General features: G+C 37.4%; 12 protein-coding genes. 10 read left to right on the top strand and 2 right to left on the bottom strand.

The window, feature by feature from the left end:
- Window positions 1–27: 27 nt before the first annotated feature.
- Both C3L50_RS14610 and C3L50_RS14605 read right to left on the bottom strand, forming a co-directional pair.
- Window positions 28–1,152, bottom strand: a complete 1,125-nt coding sequence (locus C3L50_RS14610; protein ID WP_103806925.1) for a glycoside hydrolase family 88/105 protein — start codon at window positions 1,150–1,152, stop codon at window positions 28–30.
- A gap of 24 nt (window positions 1,153–1,176) precedes the next feature.
- On the bottom strand, window positions 1,177–3,909 hold the full coding sequence (locus C3L50_RS14605; RefSeq protein ID WP_103806924.1) for a glycosyl hydrolase: 2,733 nt from the start codon (window positions 3,907–3,909) through the stop codon (window positions 1,177–1,179).
- Between the two features lie 1,005 nt (window positions 3,910–4,914).
- Between C3L50_RS14605 and C3L50_RS14600 the strand changes: the two genes are divergently transcribed.
- The 10 genes from C3L50_RS14600 to C3L50_RS14555 all read left to right on the top strand — a co-directional run bounded on the left by C3L50_RS14600 (window position 4,915) and on the right by C3L50_RS14555 (window position 21,056).
- The gene (locus tag C3L50_RS14600; protein ID WP_103806923.1) at window positions 4,915–7,983 is read left to right on the top strand and encodes a SusC/RagA family TonB-linked outer membrane protein; all 3,069 of its coding nucleotides are present in this window, start codon (window positions 4,915–4,917) and stop codon (window positions 7,981–7,983) included.
- A gap of 25 nt (window positions 7,984–8,008) precedes the next feature.
- On the top strand, window positions 8,009–9,961 hold the full coding sequence (locus C3L50_RS14595; RefSeq protein ID WP_103806922.1) for a RagB/SusD family nutrient uptake outer membrane protein: 1,953 nt from the start codon (window positions 8,009–8,011) through the stop codon (window positions 9,959–9,961).
- A 238-nt stretch (window positions 9,962–10,199) separates the two neighbouring features.
- Entirely contained in the window at window positions 10,200–11,636 is a 1,437-nt protein-coding gene (locus tag C3L50_RS14590; RefSeq protein ID WP_243400393.1) for a sialate O-acetylesterase, read from the top strand.
- Between the two features lie 48 nt (window positions 11,637–11,684).
- A complete protein-coding gene (gene rhaM, locus C3L50_RS14585) occupies window positions 11,685–12,011 on the top strand; it encodes an L-rhamnose mutarotase (RefSeq protein ID WP_103806920.1) in 327 nt (108 codons plus the stop codon).
- A gap of 41 nt (window positions 12,012–12,052) precedes the next feature.
- Window positions 12,053–14,485 (top strand): DUF4982 domain-containing protein, encoded by a 2,433-nt coding sequence (locus C3L50_RS14580; protein ID WP_103806919.1) that lies wholly within the window; start codon window positions 12,053–12,055, stop codon window positions 14,483–14,485.
- A gap of 71 nt (window positions 14,486–14,556) precedes the next feature.
- Window positions 14,557–15,951, top strand: coding sequence for a glycoside hydrolase family 28 protein (locus C3L50_RS14575; protein ID WP_103806918.1), 1,395 nt, complete (start codon window positions 14,557–14,559; stop codon window positions 15,949–15,951).
- A 1-nt stretch (window position 15,952) separates the two neighbouring features.
- Complete coding sequence (locus C3L50_RS14570; protein WP_103806917.1) at window positions 15,953–17,035, top strand: PKD domain-containing protein; 1,083 nt, start codon at window positions 15,953–15,955, stop codon at window positions 17,033–17,035.
- 21 nt (window positions 17,036–17,056) lie between these two features.
- Complete coding sequence (locus C3L50_RS14565) at window positions 17,057–18,340, top strand: DUF4861 domain-containing protein (protein ID WP_103806916.1); 1,284 nt, start codon at window positions 17,057–17,059, stop codon at window positions 18,338–18,340.
- Between the two features lie 32 nt (window positions 18,341–18,372).
- Window positions 18,373–19,725: a glycoside hydrolase family 88/105 protein gene (locus C3L50_RS14560; RefSeq protein ID WP_103806915.1), complete on the top strand. Its 1,353-nt coding sequence runs from the start codon at window positions 18,373–18,375 to the stop codon at window positions 19,723–19,725.
- Window positions 19,722–21,056, top strand: a complete 1,335-nt coding sequence (locus C3L50_RS14555; protein WP_103806914.1) for a TolB-like translocation protein — start codon at window positions 19,722–19,724, stop codon at window positions 21,054–21,056. The genes C3L50_RS14560 and C3L50_RS14555 overlap by 4 nt, the downstream gene beginning before the upstream one ends.
- Window positions 21,057–21,058: the final 2 nt, after the last annotated feature.

The raw sequence follows: 21,058 nt of genomic DNA, 5'->3' as shown, positions 1-21,058 counted from the left end.
ATCTAAATGATTTTAAATTTGACTTTATTAGTTCATTTTATAAATTTCGGAACCTGCCAACAAATAACATCCCAAACCATAATCCTCGAAATCAGGAATTTTATCATACGATAATGGTTGTCCGTCTTTTGGTTCTTTTCCTGTGGATTGCAAATATCCTAAAAATCCATTTTCGTGTAAGCTTTCTTTTGTCAAAGCATTCCAAGCTTTTTGAATTACTGGCAAATAGGTTTCTTTTTTCAAGATTCCGTTGTTTACACCATAAGCCATACCGTAAACGAATAAGGCTGTTCCTGAAGTTTCTTTTTCACCAAAATTAGTTGGATCGTGCAGGCTTACATTCCAAAATCCATCGGGACGTTGTATTTTAACTAATGCTTCGGACATTGATTTTAAATCCTTTACATATTGGTCTCTATGCGGTGCGTTTTCTGGAATTATAGTCAACACTTTGGCCAAAGCCGCAATTACCCAGCCGTTGCCACGACTCCAATAGCAATCTTCGCCGTTGGGTTCTTTGTAGGGTGGGTCAAAATCGGCATCACGCCACCACAAACCATCTTTTGGATTGTAAAGTCCGTGGTCGCCATGATTATTTCTGGAATACATATACATTTGGTACATTTTTTCGAAATAGCGATTGTCTTTTTCTAACACTCCCATTTTGGCAAAAACAGGCATTCCCATCTGTATGGCATCAATCCAAGACCAATCGTCGTTTTGAGGTGTATTCAACAACATATTCAAAGTAGCTCTTGTACTTTTTAATTTTTTAGAATCGGGTTCTAAATTGTACAAATCGATATAGGTTTGGGCTGCACAATAATCATCGGCATTGCGATTGGCACTCCCATTTCTAAAACTCCATTTGTGAAACTCAGACCAATCATAAGCATATCTATAATATTCCTCTTTTGGGTAGATTTCGTGCAAAGCCATTAGCCCTTCATAATAAACCCCACGAGTCCAAATATTGCTAGGACGTTCTTTGTTAGTAACTATTGTTTTACTCACTTCGGGCCATTTTTTCATAAAATAGTCATTGGCAAGCATCATTTGTTTTAACACTTGTTTTTTATCAAACAATTGTTGAGCGTTTGCGTTATTAAAATTCAAAAAGCAAATTGCAAAAAATAAAAACAGTTTTTTCATCTTATAGAATGATTAATTAGGGATTTAATTTTGTGATTTTAAAGGAGTGATAGTTACTGGTCCTAATAATCCAGAAGGTGTAGGATTCCATTTTGTGGCATCAAATTTTTTATAGTCTTTATCGACCATATTTATTTCGTAGAAAATCTTCCATTCTTCGCCTTTAAGTTCCATATCACGAACTCTATTGGCACCCAAATTAGTCACTTGAACTTTTAAAGTGTTTTTTCCTTTTTTTAATTTTCCAATGTTCAATTGGTAAGGAACCGACCAAGCTGTACCAATAAATTGATCATTCAACCACACTTTGGCACTTTCGCGAACATCGCCTAGATTTAAACTCCAATTTTCTACCGTATTGTTTGTATTGTCAAATTGCAAAGTATAAGTGGCTGTTCCTGAAAAAGCTTCGGCTTCGGGACTTAGTTTTGTCCAAGATTCTAAATTAGAAACGGTTGCTGTTGCAGGCAATTTAGGTCCTCCTTTATCAAAAGTAAGTTGCCATTTTCCGTTTAAAACCATTGGTTCCGCTGATTTTTCGTAATAGTTCCATTTCTTTTGAGAAGCAGTATTTTCTGTTTTCAGAATAAAAGATTGTCCTGGTTCTATTTTAAGTTTAACCAAAGTAACCTCGGCTTGCTTTTGAACAATAGCATTGCCAAATTCCTTAGTCAACGGATCGAAAATCACAACTTCTTTATTACCAATTTGTAACGGAATAAAACCATCAATCGTTTTGGAAGTATGATTGACTAAATAGTATATTTTTTCTCCATCTACATTTCTTCGAATGTATTTTAAGCCTGAACTCACAAGGGTTTCTGGATAAACTTGAGCAATTTCTAACGCTTTGAAAATATCCGAAACAGGCTGAATAGTATTCTTGTTTTCATTTATTAAAGCTGCTAATTTTTGATTTTGATTTTCAAATTCAAAATAACCCGGAACCGATTTTGGAAGTCCTTCAAAAATAATTTTTCCTCCTGCTTTTTGCAAATCGATTAATTTTTGCAAAGTTGACAATGGCATTTTTTCGCAAGCAGGAATAACTATTGATTTGAAAGTTCCGCCTGGTAAAACTATTTTTCCGTCTTTGACTTGAGCTTGAGCAATGAAATTATCCGAGATAAAATCGACTCCGTATCCCTTGTCCATCAAATTTTTTGTTGTGTTATAAAAAGAGGTGTCGTGTAACCATTGTGAAAGGGAATGTATTTTGAATTCAAAAAACAAAGTCCCTTTTTGGTATTTATCCCAAGTGTCAAAAATAGGCCAATAGACCAAAGTTTCGTTATCGGATTTGCCTTGCTGAAGCATCGATTGACAATTTGAAATATACGAAAACAAAGCAGGCGCATCTTCCCAAGTGGGGTCGGTATTATTAAAATTGGCGGAAGCATAAAATTTCCACCCTGGCCATTTAGCTCGATCTGGCGAATAGGTTGAACCGTGAAGAAAAATATGATTGATACCGTTGAGAAGCAATTCTTCGGCTTCGGGTTTGCATTGTGACAAAGCGATTTTGAAATGGTCGCGCAACCAAGTAAAAGTTTCAGAAGAAACCAATAGTTTTCCAGAAATATGTGCTGCCGACGAGGAAAATTTCAACATTACAGGATCGGCATCGCCTTCGCGAATATCTTCTTTTTCACGTCTAAAACCGGGAATATCAAAAGGCATGGAACCAAAAGTTTCGCATTCAGGAATATCCGCCGAAGCGTACAAATCGATCAAATTTCCGGGCGAACCGTGGGCCTGAAGTTTGGTTTTGAAGTTTTTCGAATTGGCCCAAGTTGTCCAAGGTTTGTCAAACTTATTCAAAAGTAAATCCGAAATAGTTTGTCGGTAATCGCTTTTAATGCGGTTGCCAATTGCATTATCGGTTTCGCTGAGCAAAAGAGGTAATTTTTCTTTTAAATCATACCCTCTTCTAGTTTTAAATTCTTCGAAAAAACGTGGGGTAAAATCAGTTCCATAGACTTCATAACTATCATTAAAAATAGCTCTTACTTTTCCTTCTCGTCCTTTGAAAGCTTCATTGAAGGGCACAACATAAGCATTTAATGCTTCTTCTGAATAATGATCTAAGGTATATCCTTTTCCTCCTGGTGCAGCTCTTTTTACTTGCTGACCTGTTTTTCCGCTAAAAACCGCATAAATAGTATAATCGGTTTTTTTAGCTTTCCATTGAAGCACATTTCCTTTTAGTTCTTGTGTCAAGTTTACACACTTACCATCACTGCTGTATGCCATTACATACAATAGGTCCGCTGGTATTTTTTCTTTGGCTTTGTCAATTTCTATAGCTTTGTCAAAGGTTTCGTTTTTCTTAAGTTGGTATTTTTCTACAATCAACTTGGTGGCAGCATAAGGCAAAGTCACGTGAGATCCTCCATAAGGCCAACCTGTACCTAAAACCATATCGACTTGCATGTGCAAACTATCCGCTACTTGAACGGAATAATCCAACATTTCCATCCATTTTGGAGAGAGGTAATCAATAAAATTATTTTCTTCTCCTTTCACTCCATATATAGGAGTGATTTCGACACCGCCAATTCCAGCATTATGAAAATCCTCAAGGCTTCTTTTAAGATTGGGTTTATCAACGGCACTACCCATCCACCACCAACGAGCCCAAGGCTGATTGACATTAGATGATTTTGGCCAAGGCGAAGGCGCAGTATCTTGTGCAAATGCACTTAAAGCAAATAAAAATGCAACAATAAATAAGGAGTAGTTTTTCTTTAGTCTCATTGTGTCTTATGGTATTCTGTGATTAGTTGTAATAAAGTGTTTCTATTAATCCATCTCAGTCAATATCTAAATTAATACTTAAATGTATCATTTATAGAAATACTAGATACTTTTCTTAGAACGATTGTAATCGAGTAAAAATATAAGAAGTTCATAAAAATAGTATCCTGTTGCGTCCTGTTTGTTAAAATAAAAATTAAATAACTAATTATTAGCTGGATTTATTTCAGAACAGTTAATACTTTCTTATCAAAAAAGTTGCCATAATCAAAATGAAAGATCTAAAATATAAAATTCTCATTTGAGTTTTTCTCACAAACAACTACAAAAGCCTAGAATACAACTATTCAAAAAAATTATGCTTTATGTTTTTATTATTTAAATAAATTATGAATATTATTTTTTTATTATTAATTTAATTAATATTTCGCAACACAACATTAACTAACTGTTTTTCAATTGCTTGAATAATGGATTTCCAATAAAAAAACCTTAAAAAAGATTAAATTACTGATAATTAATCCGTTGATTATCGATTCTGACAGGATAGTGCAGGATAGAATCTTTTTTACTAATAAATATGTTTGTTCAACTCTAAATAGGAAATAAAAAAGCAAAGTTTATTTTTCTGGACATTTCACCCCAAGCTAAGAAGTGTTTCAGGAAATAAAAAACTCTAATTATCATATTTACAAAATAAAAAAACATAAAATATTGAATTTACATTAAAAAAAAGTTTTTTTATATTATGTGTTTTTTTATTGCAAATATTTTGTTAAATTAAAAAAAGTATTACTTTTACGCAATCGATTACGTTAATAAAAACAAGCACTCTGGAAGGGTCATAATAAAAAATTGAAGTATTCATACTAAAAAACACAAAATATAGATTTTTTACTAGTTGGAAATAAATTTAACCTATTTTTTATCAAAAAAAGACACAAAACTAAAGTTACACTAAAACAATCAAACCACAAGAACATTAACTAACCTAAATACTTTTTCATGAAAAACAAATTCAAAATTTTGATGAGTACCATCATTTGTGTATTATTTTACACAACTGGTTTTGCTCAAGGAAAAACAATCTCAGGGGTAATAACCGATGCCTCTAAATTTCCTATTCCGGGAGTGAACATCCTTATCAAAGGGACCCAAAAAGGAGTGAGTACTGACCTTGACGGAAAGTTCGCTATTTCAGCTCCAGAAGGAGCAACCTTAGTAATTTCTTACTTAGGATTTCAAACCAAAGAAGTCAAAGTAAGTAGTACCAGCACCTACAATGTTTCGCTAGAAGCAGAAAATGCAGCCTTACAAGAGGTTGTTGTTGTAGGATATGGAACTAAGAAGAAAAAAGATTTAACAGGATCTATTGTTAGTATGAGTGCCGAAGATATTGTTTCTAGACCTGTGCAAAATGCGATGCAAGCTATGCAAGGAAAAGCAGCTGGTGTTGACATCTCATCAAACGAACGCCCTGGTACAGTAGGAAGTGTAACTATTCGTGGGGTTCGTTCTATTTCGGCTTCGAATTCTCCACTTTATGTTGTAGATGGAATTCCTTTGAATTCAGGTGGAATTGATTTTATCAATCCAAATGATATTGAAACTATTGACGTTTTGAAAGACGCATCTGCAACTGCTATTTATGGTTCTCGTGGAGCTAATGGTGTTGTTATTGTATCTACTAAAAAAGGTAAAAACGGAAAGTTTACTTTAAATTACGATACATCGATTATTACAGAAACAATTCATGAAAACGCTCCGATGATGAATGCTGCTGAATACATCGAATTTCGTCGTTGGGCTAAGTACTACGAACCCAATACCACTGGTATTCCTAGAGGAGATGCTCCAACTATCGCAAATGACAAAGCAATCTTTCAAGCTGTAGCAGATCCATACGCTTGGGCAAACATTGAAAAAGGCTGGGCTTCAGGAACTTGGGATGGCTCTAAAGTAGCTACAACCGATTGGACAAAATTTGTAACCCGTACCGGAATAACTCAACAACATACTGTAAGTGCTAGTGGAGGTTCTGATAAAATGAAAGCCTATGGTTCATTTGGATATTTAGACAACACCGGAACACTAAAAGGTCAAAGTTACAAACGTTATAATGGAACTGCCAATATTGATATTACACCTACCAAATGGTTTTCTATGGGGGTAAACCTTAATACCAGTTATGGCATACAGGAATTCGGACAATCTACTGTAGGAAGAACTGCTGTTTCAACCTCTGGAGGAATTTATACAACTGCTCGCCAAAATCTTTCTTACGCAGTTCCTTATGATAATAATGGTAATAGAATTATTAACCCAGGAGGAGATTCAACCATTAGAACAGTTATTGATGAAGACAAGTTGTCTCAAGATCAACGTGTAACATTGCGTGCTTTTGGTAGTCTTAATGCTCAATTTGATTTAGGTGCAATGTCATCAGCACTTGACGGTTTGAAATACCGAATTAATTTTGGTCCAGATATTACGACTTACCGTGATGGAGTGTTTTTAGATGCACAATCAGCGGTTCGTCAAGGTACTAGTTTTGCTTCATTGGCGAAAGAACAAACCTTATCATACACTTTAGACAATTTACTTTTTTATAACAAAACAATTGGTAAACATAATTTTGGTGTAACCTTATTAGCGAGTCAAACGGAATACCAAAATGAAGGAAGTGCTATGTCTGCCAATGATGTTAAAAATGTAGCCAACAAATGGAACGCTTTAACACCTGCCAATGTAACACTTGCAAGCTATTCTTCTAATTTAACAGAAAAAGGATTACTCTCTTATATGGGAAGAGTAAACTATGGTTATGATGATAAATACTTACTTACAGCATCTTATAGAAGAGATGGGGCTTCGCAGTTGGCACCAGGAAACAAATGGGCTAATTTCCCAAGTGCTTCTGTAGCATGGCGCTTGGATAAAGAAAGTTTTTTACAAAACTCCTCTTGGATTAACTTATTAAAATTAAGAGCGGGTTATGGTGTTACAGGTAATGCAGCAGTAGATGCTTACGCCACACAACCTCCATTAGCAGGAATTGTTTACCCATCCGGGTCTGGTTTAGTAAACAATGCTTCTCTAGGTAATGTACAATTGGGTTGGGAACAAACGGAACAATTTAACTATGGTATCGATTTCTCACTATTCAACAGCAGAGTTTCTGGTGCTTTAGAATATTATACTAGTAATACAACAGATTTATTATTACTAAGAAGTATTCCTACTATTACTGGTTTCCGTACCACTTATGAAAATGTAGGAGAAACTGCTGGAAACGGGGTGGAACTTACTTTGAACACCGTAAATGTAAGAACTAAAGATTTTGAATGGAGTTCAAGTCTAAGTGCTTCATGGCAACAAAATCATATTGTTGCATTACAAAATGGAAAATTCGACGACATCAATAATGGCTTATTTATTGGACAACCAAAAAGTGCTGTATATGGATACGCCTCAAATGGAATATGGAAACCAGAAGATGCAGCCGAAATGGCAAAATTCAACGCTCTTTCCGCTAATCTATTTTCATTTGGAAATGCAAGACCTGTGGATCAAAACGGCGACTATAAAATTGATGCTAACAACGACCGTGTGATTATTGGTAATGCCGATCCAAAATACATTGCTGGTTTAACAAACACCTTTAACTACAAGAATTTTGAATTATCTTTCTTTATATATGGCCGTTTTGGGTATCTTTATAACACAGGTGGTGAAAATGCAAGTGCAAAACCAAGCCAAAGAAAAATTGACTATTATACAGAAAATCATACCAATTCTGAATATCAAAAACCAATATTTTCAGCAGGTTCGGGAGACCAATTTTATCCTACTTTAGGATACCGTGATGGTTCTTTCTTAAAATTGCGAAATGTATCGTTGGGTTATAATTTCACAGATGAATTGGCTAGTCAAATTGGACTTTCGAAATTGAGAATATACATTCAAGCTACAAATCCAGCTATGCTTTTTTCTAAAGTGTCTTGGACGGATTTGGACACACAAACAACAGCTTCTAACAGAGGTGTAACTATGGGGTTAAATGTCCAATTCTAAAATCAAATTATAAAAAATATACATTATGAAAAATTATAAAAAATTATATATCAATTTGATACTAGGAGCAACATTAGTTCTTGGTAGCTCTTGTAACGAAAACTTCCTTGATGAGGAACTAACCACTGCCTATAGTTCTGATTTTTACAAAACTGAAGCAGGAATTCAATCTTTGGCTATCGGTACTTATTATCAAGTATTTGCCTTAAATATGCAAACCGAAGTACCTCTTTGTGCCACAGAATCAGGAACAGACGAATTTAAAGCAGGTACAGACCCATCAAATTATCTTTGGAATTCCTACGCCTCTGGCTTACAGTCTATTGTAACTGTTTCTAATTCTAACACTGTTGCTGCTGCCACTAATTGGGACAATTTATACGTTGGAATTGGTAATGCTAATCAGTTAATTAAATCTGCAACCGATATTGTTTCCACTAATGCAGCCATCAAAAAAACTGCTTTAGGAGAAGGTTATTTCTTGAGAGCTTATAATTATTTAAAACTCAATAGTCAATATGGTGGTGTTCCCTTAAAATTAGATGTTAGTACCACTGTAGAATTAGAATTTAAAAGAGCAACTTCTCAAGAAGTTTTAAATCAAGTAATTGCTGATTTTACTCAAGCCTATAACTTATTAAGCAATACTGGAGGTCCAGGAAAAATCACTAAAGATGCTGCTGCGCACTACTTAGCAAAAGCTTATTTAGCTCGTGCGAGTGAAATCAACGACAGTTGGAACTCGGCCACAAAAACGGCTGATTTGCAACAAGTAGTTACATTAGCAGATCAAGTTATAGCAAACCATCCATTGGCAGCTAATTTTGCCGAATTATGGAATTTTACTGGTGCAGATGGTGCCAATGAAAAACTACCTGAATTAATCTTGTCAGCACAATTTAACTCAAATGTTTTAACTAGTGGAGGAAATCAACAACACTTGTATTTCCTTTCTACTTATGATCAATTACCTTTTATGCAACGTAGCTTGTCAGGAGGAAGACCATTTAGTCGTCTAGGGCCAACATATTATACTTTTGAAGTATTTGATAAAGTAAATGATTCCCGTTTTTGGAAAAGTTTTCAAACTAAGAGCGCTGTCAACAAACAATCAGGAAAATATGTAAATGGTGATTTAGGAATTATGTACATCATCAATAACGCTTCGGACACCCGCTTTGCAAAAACGGTAAATAACGACGATCCAAACATCCTTTACTCAAAAACTGGAAAAACAATTCCAAATGTTTTTGTAGCTTATGCCGCAGACAAAGTAGGCTTAATGGCAATAGCGCCAGGAAGATTTCCAAATATGAGTAAACATAAAGATGCTACTTATACCAATAACACAAAAGGTACACGTGATATGGTTTTAGCACGTTCGGCAGAAACCAATCTAATGGCAGCTGAAGCGAAGGTACGTTTGGCAAAAGCAGGAGTAGGTACTTATGCAGATGCATTACCTTACATCAACAAAGTTCGTACACGTGGTGCATACAAAGCGGGAGAGAATCGTGCTGCTTATGCTGATGGTTCAGCTTCATGGACAGTTGCATTAAATGCAGGTATTCCGAGTTCTTATATTGCTGAAAACTCATATTATGAGTCTAACAATATTGCTACTACAGTTAATACTGCAACTAGCTTAACTATTTCTAGCATTAGCACTTTACCTGCAGAGGATCAAGCAATAATTACAAAACTAGGTTACTCAACTGATTATGACAGAATGTTATGTTTAGTGTTAAACGAGAAAACTAGAGAACTTTGTGGAGAGTTTCACCGTTGGGAAGACCTAAGTAGAACTAAAACATTGGTAGCAAGAGCAAAAGCTTACAACCCTGATGCAGCGCCAAATATTCAAGATTATCACAGTTTGCGTGCTATTCCTCAAACTTTCTTAGATGCAATTTACACGGAAGGTCGTCCATTGACCGCTGCTGAGAAAAAAGCAATGCAAAACCCTGGATACAATTAATTATAACCATAACCAAAATAAACCAATCAAGTGCTATAGCAAACTGCTATAGCACTTTTTTTTTTGCAGGAAAGTACAGGATAGCTAAACAGTTAAATTCCTTTACCTTTAAACTCTTACTATCAAATTAAAACTAATAATGAATTGCACCAAAAAAGTTCTAGTCCTTCTACTTGTTCTAACAACAAATCTAGTAGCAATATCTCAAATCAAATTACCCTCTTTAGTAGGTAATAACATGGTTTTACAACAAAATTCAAAAGTGAATTTATGGGGTTGGGCAGCACCAAACGAAAAAATTAACATCCAATTAGGCTGGCTAAATTCAAAGTTAGAAATCACCGCAAAACCTGATGGAACATGGAAAACAACAGTAGAAACACCTAAAGCAAGCGAAAAACCATACATCATTGTTCTTGAAGCTTCTAATAAAATAGTTCTCAAAAACGTTCTTATTGGCGAAGTTTGGATTTGTTCAGGGCAATCCAATATGTATTTCCCAGTCGGAAAAGAAGATAAAACTTGGAAAACAGGTGTTGTGAATTACGAAGAAGAAATCAAAAACGCCAATTTTCCCAATATCAGACTATTTACCGTTTTAACCAAAGCTTCACCAAAACCATTAGATGATGTTACCGGAATTTGGGCAGAATGTTCCCCAGAAAGCATCAAAAATTTTTCGGCTGTAGCCTATTTTTATGGAAGAGATCTATACCAAAAATTAAACATCCCCATTGGATTAATTTCTTCTTCTTGGGGAGGAACAAAAGCCGAAGCTTGGACTGCACAAAATGTTTTAGAAGAAAATCCAGATTTTTTATCCATTCTTGAAAACGATGCTAAAAACGAAAAAACATACCAAGAGAAACTAGAAAAATACTATTCTGATTTTAAAACAGAACGAATCGCCAACAACAACGATTTGACTAAATCAGAAGTAAAAAAACCTAAAAAAGAGGACAATAAAACTTCCTATGTTTTGTATAATGCCATGTTATATCCTCTAACTAATTATACTATCAAAGGAGCCATCTGGTATCAAGGCGAGAGCAATGCCGAATCAGCCATTTTGTACCGAAGCCTATTTCCAGCAATGGTCAAAAATTGGAGAAACGTATGGAATCAAGGCGATTTTCCATTTTACTATGTTCAAATCGCTCCTCACAAAGGGCAAAATGCATTCATTAGAGAAGCACAATTGTTGTCCTTGAAAACCATCCCCAGTTCAGGAATGGTCGTAACTACCGATGTGGGTGACGCCAACAACATTCATCCAATAGACAAGCAAACTGTGGGACATCGATTGGCATTAATCGCTAGGGCTAAAACCTATAACGAAAATAAATTGGTTTACTCCGGTCCTATTTACAATCAAATGAAAATCAAAAAAGACCGTATCCAACTGTTTTTTGATTATGCCGATTCTGGACTGGTGAAAACTGGAGATGTGCTAAAAGAATTTGAAATTGCAGGTGATGACAAAAAGTTTTTCCCAGCCGATGCCAAAATTGACGGTAAAACCATTATCGTTTCGTCTAAAGAAGTTAAAAATCCAGTAGCCGTTCGTTTTGCTTGGAGAGCCGTACCAGAACCCAATTTATTCAATAAAGAAAACTTACCTGCTTCTCCTTTTAGAACCGACGATTGGGTGATTGAACCAACCAAAAAAGAATAAATCCATTAGCATACCCCCCTTTTTTTAACCAAAAAACATCAAGAAATAATGAAAAATAACACCATCCGAAATGCCTTCAAAATGAAACTAAAACCCGGTTTTGAAGTTGAATATAAAAAACGTCACGACGAAATTTGGCCGGAATTAGCCAGTTTGCTTTCAGAAACAGGAATCCAAGATTACAGCATTTTTCTGGATGAAGAAACCCTAATTCTTTTTGCTGTCCAAAAAATAAGTACCGATTTTGATTTCGATTTTCTACCCAATCACCCTATAGTCAAAAAATGGTGGGCCTATATGGCCGATATTATGGATACTAATCCTGATAATTCTCCTGTAGCCAAACCCCTAACAGAAGTTTTTCACGCCGATTAAATAATTTTTAGTACCTTTAAAAGTTAATCAAATCCTTAATTATGAGTTCTAAAAAACCTGCATTTTTTTCCACATTGCTACTTATTGCGTTTTCTTGTCTCTTTGCCCAAGAACGAACAACAATCGAACTAAATAAAGGATGGAAATTCTCCAAAGGCAACAACGAAAAAGCTTTCGAAAATAATTTTAATGATTCGAAATGGCAAGCTGTTAGCGTTCCGCACGATTGGGCTATTTACGGGCCTTTCGACAAAGAAATTGACAAGCAAGTAACCGCCATTGTTCAAAATGGAGAAAAAGTAGCCACCGAAAAAACGGGGCGAACCGGCGCTTTGCCCTACATTGGCGAAGCTTGGTACAGAAATCAATTTTCGGTTCCCAATTTGGATAAAAACAAGAAAGTAATCCTCCTTTTTGAAGGGGCTATGAGCGAGCCCAAAGTGTTTTTGAATGGCAAAAAAGTAGGCGAATGGAACTATGGTTACAATTATTTTTACTTCGACATCACCGATTTTTTGGTTGCTAAAGAGAAGAACAATTTGGCAGTTCATTTGTCTAATGTTGGTGAATCCTCACGTTGGTATCCCGGAGCAGGCTTGTACCGAAAAGTAAAATTGATTGTAAAAAACAAGGAAAGCATTGACCAATGGGGTACTTTCGTGACCACTCCAATCGTTACGGATGATTTGGCAAAAGTCAATATCAAAACCAAAGTTACTGGCGAAAATCTGCGCATCGTTACCAAAATTAAAGACGCTTCTGGAAATGAAGTAGCCAACAATAAATCGGAAGCTATTTTTGGCAACGAATTCGAACAAAATATTGCGGTAAAAAATCCAAAATTGTGGAGCCCGGAAACGCCATATCTCTACACGGCGGTTTCCCAAATTTATGTTGGCGATGAATTGAAAGACGAAACAACAACACGATTTGGCATTCGAACTATCAAATTCAAACCTAACAAAGGCTTTAGTTTAAATGGAAAAGTACGCAAATTCAAAGGCGTTTGTTTGCACCACGATTTGGGTCCAATTGGTACAGCTATTAACAAAGCCGCATTACGAAGACAGTTGACTATTTTGAAAGATATGGGTTGCGATGCCATTCGCAGTTCCCACAATATGCCGTCATTGGAGCAACTCGAATTGTGTGACGAAATGGGTTTTATGTTCCTAGCCGAAAGTTTTGACGAATGGGCAAAGCCAAAAGTAAAAAACGGCTACAATCGTTTTTTTACTACTGATGCCGAAAAAGACGTGGTCAATTTGATACACGCCACTCGCAACCATCCGTCTATCGTGATGTGGAGTTCAGGAAATGAAGTTCCAGACCAATGGGGAGCAGAAGGAGTAAAACGTGCCAAATGGTTGCAAGAAATCTTCCACCGTGAAGACCCAACTCGTCCCGTAACAGTGGGAATGGATCAAGTAAAAGCCACAATGGAATCGGGTTTTGGCGCCATAATGGATATTCCGGGGTTGAATTATCGTTTGCCTTTGTATGAAGAAGCATTCAAAAAATTTCCGCAAGGATTTATTTTAGGTTCCGAAACAGCTTCAACGGTAAGTTCTCGTGGAGTTTATAAATTTCCAGTTGTAAAAGGTGCTAATAAACAATATCCCGATTTTCAATCGTCTTCTTATGATTTGGAATATTGCAGTTGGTCGAATGTTCCCGATGACGATTTTGTGTTGCAAGACGACAAACCTTGGGTTATTGGCGAATTTGTTTGGACGGGATTTGATTATTTGGGCGAACCAACGCCGTATGACGAAATGTGGCCTTCCAGAAGTTCTTATTTTGGAATGTGCGATTTGGCTGGAATTCCAAAAGACAGATATTTTTTATATAAAAGCCGTTGGAACACGACTGACAAGACCTTACACATTTTGCCACATTGGAATTGGGAAGGTCGTGAAGGACAAACAACGCCTGTTTTTGTGTACACCAATTATGATAGTGCCGAACTTTTTGTCAACGGAAAAAGTATGGGAATCCAGAAAAAAAACAACGCCACGCCACAAAATCGCTACCGTTTGATGTGGATGGATGTCAAATACGAACCCGGAACAATCAAAGTCGTGGCTTTGGATAAAGACGGAAAAGCAGTGGCAGAAGAAAGCATTCACACCGCTGAAAAACCATACCAAATAAAACTCGAAACCGATAGAAGCACGCTCGAAGCCAATGGCGAAGATTTATCATACGTTACTGTTTCTGTGGTTGATAAAAACGGAAATCCGTGTCCAACTGCCACCCAACAATTGAATTTTAGTGTAAGCGGAAAAGGCACTTATCGTGCGGCTTGCAATGGCGATGCCACTTCATTGGAACAATTCCATTTGCCAACGATGAAATTATTCAGTGGTAAATTAGTGGTCTTGGTACAATCAACTGACGAAGCAGGGACAATGGAATTGACCGTAACCGGAAAAGGATTGAAAAGCGGAAAAATAGCTTTGAATTCAAAGTAAATTAAGGAATCGTTCCACTATTAAATGTATATTTTTGAAGTTTTAGAAAGATTTACAAATCATAAACCATTATGAATAAACCCTTTTCAAACCTATTTTTAGTCACCATTTTGCTGCTTTTTGGCACCTCCTCGGTATTGGCCCAAAAAGGAGTACAAATTATTGACATCACAAAATATGGTGCCAAAGGAGACGGAAAAACCTTGGACACAAAAGCCATTCAAGAAGCGATTGATGCTGCTGCAAAATTAGGAAATGGTTCAAAAGTAGTAGTTCCAACAAACCATCAATACCTCATCAGCACGCTTGTTTTAAAAAGCAATATAGAGTTTCATCTGGAAGGGAATGCGCAACTTTTGGTGAGCACAAAACAAGAAGATTATTCGGTTGAAGGTTCTTTGGTAGCCAATGATGTTCAAAATCTAAAAATATCTGGAACAGGAAGTATCAATGGTCGCGCTTTAGAATTTATGACCCATTATGATACAATTAAAGAAATTTGGATGCCCAAAACTTGGCGACCTAAATTGTTTATTCTGACCAAATGTAAAAGTTTGGAAATCAAAAACATTACTATTGAAAAAGCTCCTTCTTGGAGTTTGCATATGCTGGGTTGTGAAAATGTTTTGATAGATGGTGTGAAAATCAAGAACAATATCGACGTTCCCAACTGCGACGGAATTGACCCCGACCATTGCCGAAATGTAGAAATACGCAATTGTGAAATCAGTTGTGGCGATGATGCCATCGTGATAAAAGCCACTCAAGAAGGTATAGGTTACGGGCCTTCTGCCAATATTTGGGTACACGATTGCCAACTAGAAACTCAGGATTCGGGAGTGAAAATAGGAACCGAAACCACACAAGATATTTACAACATTGTTTTCGAACGCTGCGAAATTAAAACCAGTTGCCGCGGATTAACCATTCAATTGCGGGATGAAGGCAATGTGTATAACGTTATTTTCAGAGATATTAATTTTACTTCTCGTTATCATTCTAATCCTTGGTGGGGTCGTGGCGAAGCCATTTCTTTTACGGCCATACCTAGAAATCTAGACACCAAAATCGGAAAAATTCATACCGTTTTAGTCGAAAATGTAAAAGGAATCGCCGAAAACAGCATTCGCATCAACGGCACAAAAGAAAGCCGAATTTCGGATATTCGCTTTCAAAATGTAAATGTTTCTTTTAACCGATGGACAAAATATCCTGGAAATGTATTTGACAATAAGCCCACAAAAGCCTATGAACCCATTGAAAAACACGATACTCCCGGAATCTCGATTCGATACAGTGATCGTGTCCTTATAGAAAATTGCAGCATTGCTTGGGGAAATACGATTCCAGATTATTTTACCAATGCCGTTCAAGCCACAGAATCAACAGGAATTGAACTCGTTAATTTCAAAGGAGATGCAGCAAACCCTGCAAAATACAAGGCAATAGACATTCTTAAATTGTAATATGAAAACGTATAAAAAAATAGTTTTAGCTTTGACGATGCTGCTGTCTTTTGCCACAAACGGTTGGTCACAAGACACCAGAACGTTTAAGGTTTTTCAATTTCCGGCCAATAAAATTCCAACCACTGACGGAGATGCCGACGATTGGAAAATAGTTCCCAAAAGCTATGTCGTGGGTATGGATGAATTGTGGGATGACAGCGGCAAACAACCCAAAGCCGACCCAAAAAATTTGGATGTCAGTGTCAAAGTCGCTTGGGTCAAAGGATTGAATCGCTTGTATTTTTTATATGAAGCCTATGATAATTATTGGGATTTTTCCTTGACGGGTTTGCACAACGACATCTTTGAAATCACGGTTGATGGCGATCAGTCGGGTGGGCCATTTATAGATCGGTTTCATCCCAATAAGGCATTGACCAACACGATGGATGCCTATTTTTCATACCACGGAGTTCACGCCCAAAATTATCATATTTTCACGCCTGCCGAAGGTAAAGATTGGGCTTTGGCTTGGGGAAGTCAGCCTTGGATTAAGGGATTGCCTTATTCTAATTCGGCAATCAATTACAATTTCAAACCTGGAGAATCTGGAAAATTGACTTTGGAATTTTGGATAACGCCTTTTGATTATGCCGGAAATGATCCTGCTAGAGCCGTTGAATCCATCTTGGAAGAAAATAAAAACATTGGTCTTTGTTGGGCAATTATCGACTATGACGATGTTAATAATGAAAAGAACAACGGCTTTTGGAACTTGTCGAAAGAACACACGATGTACGGCAATGCCAGTTATAGTTTGCCTTTTCAATTGATGCCGTTGGAACCCGAATTCAAAAAAGCAATCGATGCCAAATGGACGTTCAAAACAGTGGATATGAACCGAAGAATGGTCGCTTTCATCGATCAATCCGAAGGGGAAATCAAGTCTTGGAACTGGGATTTTGGCGATGGCACAACTTCATCAGAACAAAACCCGATTCATCAATACAAGGACGCTGGAAAATACATCGTGGTTTTGAACATCGAAGGGCCGAAAGGAAAATCCAGAATGGCAAAAGTTTGGGATGTAGCCGTAAAATAAAAATTTAAAAAAAATCTAAAAATGAATCATAAATTATACCTGCCTTTAGCGGCATCAATTATGGCTTTTATGGGAGTAAATGCCCAACAGAAAAAGTCCATTTCGACAATTGTTTTATCGAATGCTTCCGATATTGAATTGATTGACAAACCAATAATTATTAAAAGAAATGTAATTGACAAAGCAGGAACAGCAGTTGGATTTCCCGTTTTGATTTACAAAAATGACACCATTACCAGTCAGGTTAACGATTTGGATGGCGACGGCAAATGGGACGAACTCTTTATATTGGATAACTTTGCTGCCAAGGAAAAGAAAATCGTTCAGCTAAAATGGGTAAACGAAGCGCCTAAATTCCCGATTAGAACCAGCGTACGATTCGGAAAAAGGGAAGCCGAAAACATCCCCTTGCAACCCGCAACATCTGAGTCGGTTAACGCCCATCAAGTGTATAAAGCATTAGGTTTCCAGAAATACCAAACCGATGGCCCGAGTTGGGAAAATGACAAAGTAGGTTTCCGCCATTATCTGGACGGCCGAAATGCCAAAGATGTTTTTGGAAAAAAAATCCCTGCGATTACTCCTGAAAATGTTGGCATTAATAGCGCAGGCGCTGTTGAAGACAATTATCACCAAATGTACGATTGGGGAAGAGATGTTTTTCCAGTGGGAAGTTCCGCAGGATTGGGAGGCTTTGCCTTGCAGGTTGACAACGAAATTACAAGACTCGGAATTCTTGGAGCCGATACCTTGAACAATATCGAAAAAACAAATTTCAAAATTGTTGCCGAAGGTCCCGTAAACTCGGTTTTGAATTATCAATACAACAATTGGAAAGCTTCCGGAAACAACTACCAAGCCACTGAAACCACCTCGATCTGGCCCGGAATGTATGCCTATAAAAATACCGTAAAAATAAAAGGACTTAAAGGAAATGAAACCCTATTAGTGGGACTTTCAAACATCAACAACCAAAACGGTCTCAAGGTAATCGAAGTAGGAAAATGGGTTTGCCTTATCCAACACGACAACCTTACCTACAAACGCGAATGGATTATGGGAACTGCCTTAATTCTTCCAAAAAAAGATTATTTGGGTTATATCGAAGCACCAAAAACAGGACAACTAACAGATTCTTATCTTGCCAAAATGAAAATAGTTGACAACACTTCTGTTCGTTATTATGCCGTAGCAGGATGGGAATTGAGCGCTGACAAGAACTTTAAAACTCCCCAAGATTTTACCAATTATGTAACGCATTTGGCACAACAACTCGCGGTAGAAATTACTGTTGCAGTAAAATAAAAACCAACCAAAAAATATAAAAACTAAAAGCTATGAAACATTTACACATTCCAGTTATGGCCTTGCTCTTTTTGGGCAGTCTAACTTCGGCAACGGCTCAAACCAATGATGCTACAACACCATTGCATTTGATGAAACCCGACTATCCAACTCCTTACGTTGTTCCTCAAAAACAGGAAATCACCGCTGTTTTGGATAGAGTATATAACTTTTTAGATAAAAATTCGGCCTCCAAAATTGTAAATGCCAACACAAAAGCGGTCATTACTGATTACAAAAAAGGCAATGAAGACATTATGTTTGAACCTGGTTCGTTCCGCTTGACCAGTTATGAATGGGGTGTGACTTATGCAGGAATGCTTTTGACGACTAAAGCTACTGGCGACCAAAAATATGCCGATTACACCAACAAAAGATTGCAATTAATAGCCGATGTTGCCGCTAATTACAAAGAAGCCAACATCAAAGACAAAGATATGCTCAAAACGATGCATCCCGAAGCTTTGGATTTTGCAGGAGCGCTTTGTGCCGCCTTTATCAAAGCCAAACAAGACGGCTTGAAAACCAATGCCGATCCGTTAATCAACAATTATATTGATTTTATCAGCAACAAACAGTTTAGATTAACCGACGGAACTTTGGCTCGAAACAGACCTCAAGACAACACGATTTGGCTCGATGATATGTTTATGAGCGTGCCTGCCCTTGCCCAAATGGGAAAATACACGGGTAATGTGAAATATTTTGACGATGCCGTAAAACAAGTCAACCAGTTTTCGGGTCGAATGTTCAACAAAGAAAAAGGAATTTATATGCACGGTTGGGTGCAATCTATGGCCGATCATCCGCAATTTCATTGGGCTAGAGCCAATGGTTGGGCGGTGATGACAATGGTCGAATTGTTGGAAGTTTTGCCAAAAGACCATCCTGGATATGCGGGAGTTTTGGCACAATTGCAAGCCCACATCAAGGGATTGGCAAAATACCAAGATGGAACTGGTTTTTGGCATCAATTATTGGATAGAAATGATACTTATCTAGAAACTTCGGCCACTGCAATTTATACGTATTCTATTGCCAGAGCAATCAACCGTGGTTATGTGGATAAAATGACTTATTCACCAATGGTTTTATTGGGTTGGAATGCCGTAGCTTCTAAAGTGAATGACAAAGGACAAGTAGAAGGCACTTGCGTAGGAACCGGAATGGGATTTGATCCTGCTTTTTATTACTATCGCCCTGTAAATGTTTTTGCGGCTCACGGTTATGGTCCCGTATTATTGGCTGGAGCCGAAGTGATAAACTTGTTAAAAGACAATCAATTCGAAATTAACGATAGTTCCATTCAATTGAAAATTCCTGGAAAAAACAATCAATTGAAATGAGAATTTTAGTAAATACCTTTTTATTATTCTTAACAGCGATAAGTTTTGCCCAAATTGGCACTCGATTTCCATCCGAAAAAAAGATAGTAAAAGACCCTGTTACAGGACAGAAATTAATTTTTTTGACCACCAAATCGGCTGGCGATTCAAAAACCTATCCCACGCATCCACAATGGACTTCCGATGGGAAATGGCTGATATTTCGTTCCAACAGGGTGAAAGGCGAAGCGATGGCTGTCAATGAAAAATCGGGGGTTTTGGTTCAAGTTACCGAAGGCGGTTATGAAGGAACACTCTGTATGGCCCAAAAGTCGATGAAATTGTACTTTATGCGTAAAGGACAAGAAGGCAAAATGCAAATAATGGAAGTCAATCTCCAAGCTGTTTTTGACGACAGTAAATCGGGAAAAATGAAATCGGTTTCGGCTTACGAACGGGTTTGCGGAACTACAAACCCCGAAATGGGCGCTTCCGGTGATATGGCATTGGACGCCAATGAAGATAAAGTATATTTCAGGGTTGGAAAAGAAGAAGCCGCGAAACATTTAGCTGCAGGAGTGATCCTCGAAAAAAGTTTTGGCCCTCGAAATATGGGAGCTGGTCCGGGTGGAATTGGCAGTATGAATATCAAAACGGGCGAGTTAACGCACGTTATTTCGGTTCCTTTTCAAATTGGACACATCCAATCGAATATTTGGAATCCGGGCGAAATTGTTTTTTGTTGGGAAACGGGTGGAAAGTCGCCACAACGCACTTGGACGGTTATGGCTGATGGAACGGGTTTGCGCCCATTGTATCCCGAATCCGATTTTGAATGGGTGACACACGAAGCCGTGATTGGCAAAGACGAAGTGGCTATGGCAATTATGGGACATCGAAAGATTGGTATCGAAAAAGATACTCCAGTTGAAGTAGCCGCTGACGGAAAGATTAGAAATCCTGTCAATCCGGGACAAGAAAGCAATTGGGGAGCCACAGGAACTCGTGAAAAACCAACTGGACTTGCCATTGTCAATTTAAGAACTCGTGGAATGATTATTGCAGGACAAACCAAAAGCGGCAGTGGTTTATGGCATGTTTCTGGTTCGTCTGACGGAAAATGGGCCGCGGGAGATGATTTTTCGAGAAGCCTGTATCTCATTGACCGAAAAACAAATGAAATGATACTACTCACCACAGGTCATAAAGAAACGGCTGCCGACCATTTGCATCCGACTTTTAACAGAGAAGGAACCAAAATTCAAATTCAATCAGCGATGCTTTCTGAAGACAATCGCACTATGAATATTTGTATTGTCAATGTGCCAAAGAAATGGTTGAAACGTAAATAAGA

Origin of the sequence: Flavobacterium alvei, from assembly GCF_002920895.1 — a bacterium.
Taxonomy (GTDB): Bacteria; Bacteroidota; Bacteroidia; order Flavobacteriales; family Flavobacteriaceae; genus Flavobacterium; species Flavobacterium alvei.
This window is presented reverse-complemented; position numbering and strand designations above follow the sequence as displayed.

What these genes read in the sequence shown, in the direction of transcription:
- C3L50_RS14570 (WP_103806917.1), top strand. Translation starts at nt 15,953, where the DNA reads ATGAAAACGTATAAAAAAATAGTTTTAGCTTTGACGATGCTGCTGTCT.
- C3L50_RS14590 (WP_243400393.1), top strand. Translation starts at nt 10,200, where the DNA reads ATGGTTTTACAACAAAATTCAAAAGTGAATTTATGGGGTTGGGCAGCA.
- C3L50_RS14610 (WP_103806925.1), bottom strand. Translation starts at nt 1,152, where the DNA reads ATGAAAAAACTGTTTTTATTTTTTGCAATTTGCTTTTTGAATTTTAAT.
- C3L50_RS14555 (WP_103806914.1), top strand. Translation starts at nt 19,722, where the DNA reads ATGAGAATTTTAGTAAATACCTTTTTATTATTCTTAACAGCGATAAGT.
- C3L50_RS14575 (WP_103806918.1), top strand. Translation starts at nt 14,557, where the DNA reads ATGAATAAACCCTTTTCAAACCTATTTTTAGTCACCATTTTGCTGCTT.
- C3L50_RS14605 (WP_103806924.1), bottom strand. Translation starts at nt 3,909, where the DNA reads ATGAGACTAAAGAAAAACTACTCCTTATTTATTGTTGCATTTTTATTT.
- C3L50_RS14600 (WP_103806923.1), top strand. Translation starts at nt 4,915, where the DNA reads ATGAAAAACAAATTCAAAATTTTGATGAGTACCATCATTTGTGTATTA.
- rhaM (WP_103806920.1), top strand. Translation starts at nt 11,685, where the DNA reads ATGAAAAATAACACCATCCGAAATGCCTTCAAAATGAAACTAAAACCC.
- C3L50_RS14580 (WP_103806919.1), top strand. Translation starts at nt 12,053, where the DNA reads ATGAGTTCTAAAAAACCTGCATTTTTTTCCACATTGCTACTTATTGCG.
- C3L50_RS14565 (WP_103806916.1), top strand. Translation starts at nt 17,057, where the DNA reads ATGAATCATAAATTATACCTGCCTTTAGCGGCATCAATTATGGCTTTT.
- C3L50_RS14595 (WP_103806922.1), top strand. Translation starts at nt 8,009, where the DNA reads ATGAAAAATTATAAAAAATTATATATCAATTTGATACTAGGAGCAACA.
- C3L50_RS14560 (WP_103806915.1), top strand. Translation starts at nt 18,373, where the DNA reads ATGAAACATTTACACATTCCAGTTATGGCCTTGCTCTTTTTGGGCAGT.